We start from the raw sequence: 4055 nt of genomic DNA, 5'->3' as shown, positions 1-4055 counted from the left end.
CTTCATCGATCAGCGGTTGGGCGGCCGCGGGATTCACGTCGAAAACCACGAGCTGCACCCCTGCTTTGAGCAGGTTGCGCGCCATACCCTGGCCCATCTTTCCCAGACCGATGAATCCAACCTTCATTGTCTACTCCTTAGAGGTATCTTATGTTCCATGTGCGCCGTCGCTCAGAGGCGGGCCAGTCCGCTTCCACGTGTGAGTAGGTATCAATCCACTCCGCGCCAAACTTGCATCGCAGCACGACCTGTTCTAGCCGCCGAACGTATTTACTGCGTCGGCTTCGCCGTATGTGTTTATCCAAACGCATCCCGCTTGCTCTCACCGTCTGACCCTGTGTGCGCAGGAGATCGCGCGCGTCCAGTGGCACTGAACTTGCGAAGGCGCCGTGCAGGCGGACTGAATATACGAGCTGCAGCCGGACTCACACAAGCCGTGCCGGCGATAAGGAGCTTCGCGCTGGTTGGCAAGGTTGCGTTCTCTTGCGAGACGCTGGGCGAAGGCAAAAGCAACATGCGCTCGCTCCCAATCTACCGCAGATAGATGTGGGTCACTCAATGTATTGGTCTTCGGCCCCTGGCAGAGCCGATGGTGGGCTCGCGCAATGTATCGGCGCTTGAGGACGGTGGAGCGCCGCCCTCGGCCAAGGTCTCCACGCCGCGAAACAGCACGATCAGGAGGGCGAACGAGACACTCATCATGCAGGAAAGTGCCAGCAAGTGACATGTTGATGTTCGGCCCCGATCATGGCAACCCCAGAGACTCCGATCCAGATCGTCCAACCGTTGCCCGTGACGAGCCGTCATTGAGCAGAGTGGGGGCGCTTCGCGATCAAACTGGTTAGCGGGCCGTCCATGACGCGTGCCGAACCTCTCCTCAGACTTTTGCTCTGGCAGCAAGGATCCTTGCCACCAGACCGCCTATTCAGGCATACAGCCGCTCCATAGAATTCATCCCATCAAGTTTCATGTCACGTGCAAGGGGTCTGCGACCCAGGGGAATGATGATGGAAGAAGAACTGACCATGAGCCGGGCCCGTTCTGGCTACTCCGGCGACGCGGAGTATGTCGCCCAATGGCTGGAAGAATTCGAGACGGCGCTGCAGGCAGGCGACCGGGCCGCATTGGCGTCACTGTTTGCCGAGGATTGTCACTGGCGTGACCTGCTGGCCTTCACCTGGAACATCACGCCTCACTCCGGTAAGACGGCGATCGTGAACAGGCTGGTCGAGGTCCAGACCCGGATCCAGGCGCAGCACTTCGGAATCGCGAAGGGGCGCACCGCGCCGCGCCGAGTCAAGCGCACCGGTACTGAGGTCATCGAAGCCATCTTTGCGTTCGAGACGAAGGACGGACGCGGGCATGGTGTGGTTCGCCTCCTGGCGGCCGAGCCTTACAAGGCCTGGGTGATCATGACTTCCCTCGATGAACTGAAGGGCCACGAGGAGCCGGTCTATGAGCGACGCCCTGGCGGCTCGGCCTATTCACGCAATTTTGGCGGCGAGAATTGGGCGGATCGGCGCGCGAGGGAACAGGCGTTCTCCGATCGCGAGCCAGCGGTCCTGATCGTCGGGGCTGGCCAGGCGGGCCTGAGTGTAGCGGCGCGGCTGAGGTTGATGGGTGTGGACGCGCTGGTGGTGGACAAGCTGCCGCGTGTCGGTGATGTCTGGCGCGAGCGATATCACTCTCTGGCTTTGCACAATCAGCTTGCGCTCAACCACCTGGCCTACATGTCTTTCCCGCCAAGCTGGCCGAAGTATCTTCCGAAGGACATGCTGGGAAACTGGCTTGAGGCCTATGCGGGGGCAATGGAGTGCAACGTCTGGAGCGGCACGACATTCCTCGAAGGCTCATACGATGAATCCGGTGGTCACTGGCTTGCGCGGGTGCGTCGTGACGATGGCTCCGAGCGAGTGCTGCGCCCGCGACATCTTGTCTTTGCAAACGGAATCGTCGGGGCCCCAAAGCCTGCTAGGGCGCCGGGGCTCGAAGACTTCAAGGGCGAGGTGGTTCACACGCATGGCTATCGCGACGGTGCCGCATGGCGCGGCAAGAGCGTCCTGGTGCTTGGTGCAGGCACCAGTGGCCATGACATCGCTCAAGACCTCGAAGCCAACGGCGCCAACGTCAAGCTGATCCAGCGGGGTTCGATTACTGTCGTCAGCGTTAAGGCGGCTGGCATCAACCATTCGCTCTACTACGATGAGGGCCTGCCGTTGGAGGACTGTGACCTGATAGCGGCTTCGGGCACTTACCCGTTGCTTGTGCGTGGCTACCAGATGGCAGTCAAGCGCATGCTCGAGATCGATAAGGACCTGATTGCCGGTCTCGAAGCAAAAGGGATGAAACTGGACATGGGCGAGGACGGCACCGGCCATCAGATGAAGCTGCGCAGGCGTTTCGGGGGCTACTACCTCAATTGCGGCTGTTCGGACCTGATCATCAACGGTAAGGTGGGTCTGCTGCAATACGAAGACATCGAGCGCTTCGTCGCAGACGGCGCGCTGATGAAGGACGGCCGCGTCGAGAAAGCCGATCTGCTGGTCACTGCTACAGGTTACCAAAATCAGCAGGAAGTGGTCCGTGAGATCCTCGGCGATGAGATTGCGGACAGGGTGGGACAGATCTGGGGGCTCGACGCCGATGGGGAACTGGCGAACATGTTCAAGCCGACGCCCCAGCAAGGCCTGTGGTTCATGGGTGGTGGCTTCGCGCATGCTCGTATCTACTCGCACTACGTCGCGCTGCAGATCAAGGCGCGCGAAGCAGGCCTGATCTCTTAAGAACCGGAGCGCTGAATGCTTGATTTGACAGGCAAGGTGGCGTTCGTCGCCGGAGCGGGCTCCGTGGGCGAGGGCTGGGGCAATGGCAAGGCGACTGCGGTACTCATGGCCCGGCAGGGAGCGAAGGTGTTCGGGGTGGATGTTAGCGACAGCGCGCTCTACGGCACTACCGCTGTCATGGAGCAGGAGGGGCATAAGCAGTGGGTCGCCCGGACCTGCAACATGACCGACAGCGAATCGGTGAAAGCTGCCGTCGAGGCGTGCCTCTCCCACTTCGGCCGTATCGACATCCTGGTCAACAACGTGGGTGGCAGTGCGCCAGGTGATCCCGTCGCGATGACCGAGGAAGTCTGGGACGCTCAGATGGATCTGAACCTCAAGACCACCTTCCTTGGATGCAAGCACGTGCTGCCCGTGATGGAGCGACAGTTTGCAACTGAGGGCAAAGGCGGCGCGATCGTGAACGTCTCGAGTATTGGTTGCATGAGCTTTCAGGTCGGCGGACGTGTCAATGCCGCGTATGCAGCATCGAAAGCCGGTGTGAACGCGTTCGGCCGTTCCACGGCCATTGCTTATGTCAAAAAAGGCATCCGGGTCAATACCGTGGTGCCGGGGCTCATGCATACGCCGCTCGTGGAGCACCGCCTAGTCAGTCAGCTCGGCGCGGCAGACGCTCAACAACTCGTCGCCAAACGCAATGCGAGCGTGCCGATTGGGCGCATGGGCGACGCGTGGGACGTAGCGAATGCGGTGTTATTTCTCGCCAGCGACGAGGCTCGCTATATCACGGCGACAGAGTTGGTGGTGGATGGCGGGATGACCGCGGCGCGGCCCGGCGGTTGATGCCGGAGCTGCTGGCGCGCGGGTGCCGCGTCGGCAGCCGTCACGCCATGCAATGACAACAAGAGTAGGAGACACTGAATGAGCAGGCCTGTGATCATTTCTTGCGCCCTCACGGGCGGGGGCGACACGACCGGAATCAGCCCGCACGTGCCTGTCACGCCGGAGCAGATCGCCAACGAGGCGCTGGCCGCGCGCGCCGCCGGCGCTGCCATCGTGCATATCCATGTCCGGGATCCGCAGACTGGAAAGCCGAGCCGCGAGCTGGCACTCTATCGCGATGTCGTGCGCCGTATTCGGGATACAGGCAGCGACGTGCTGATCAACCTGACGACAGGGGCCGGCGGCCGCTATGTTCCTGACGCTGTCGATCCCAATCGCAACGCGATCGCCGGGATGGCGACGCCCGAGGAGCGCATGGAACATGTGCTC

Annotated in this window: 4 protein-coding genes; 3 read left to right on the top strand and 1 reads right to left on the bottom strand. The window is 61.5% G+C overall.

Features of this window, described 5'->3' with window-relative positions; translation table 11 throughout:
- Nucleotides 1-127, bottom strand: a 127-nt coding sequence (locus AC3FKH_RS34340) for an NAD(P)-binding domain-containing protein (RefSeq protein WP_488680117.1), incomplete at its 3' end; no start/stop codon positions are given.
- Between the two features lie 880 nt (nucleotides 128-1007).
- Between AC3FKH_RS34340 and AC3FKH_RS34335 the strand changes: the two genes are divergently transcribed.
- From AC3FKH_RS34335 to AC3FKH_RS34325, 3 genes are all read left to right on the top strand, one after another.
- Nucleotides 1008-2783, top strand: coding sequence for an NAD(P)-binding domain-containing protein (locus AC3FKH_RS34335; protein ID WP_488680135.1), 1776 nt, complete (start codon nucleotides 1008-1010; stop codon nucleotides 2781-2783).
- A 15-nt stretch (nucleotides 2784-2798) separates the two neighbouring features.
- Nucleotides 2799-3626: an SDR family NAD(P)-dependent oxidoreductase gene (locus AC3FKH_RS34330; protein WP_488680134.1), complete on the top strand. Its 828-nt coding sequence runs from the start codon at nucleotides 2799-2801 to the stop codon at nucleotides 3624-3626.
- A 78-nt stretch (nucleotides 3627-3704) separates the two neighbouring features.
- Nucleotides 3705-4055 (top strand): 3-keto-5-aminohexanoate cleavage protein (locus AC3FKH_RS34325; protein WP_488680010.1); only part of this gene is annotated, 351 nt, incomplete at its 3' end.

This window comes from Cupriavidus sp. 21MJTG02-4 (assembly GCF_057798975.1).
This window is presented reverse-complemented; position numbering and strand designations above follow the sequence as displayed.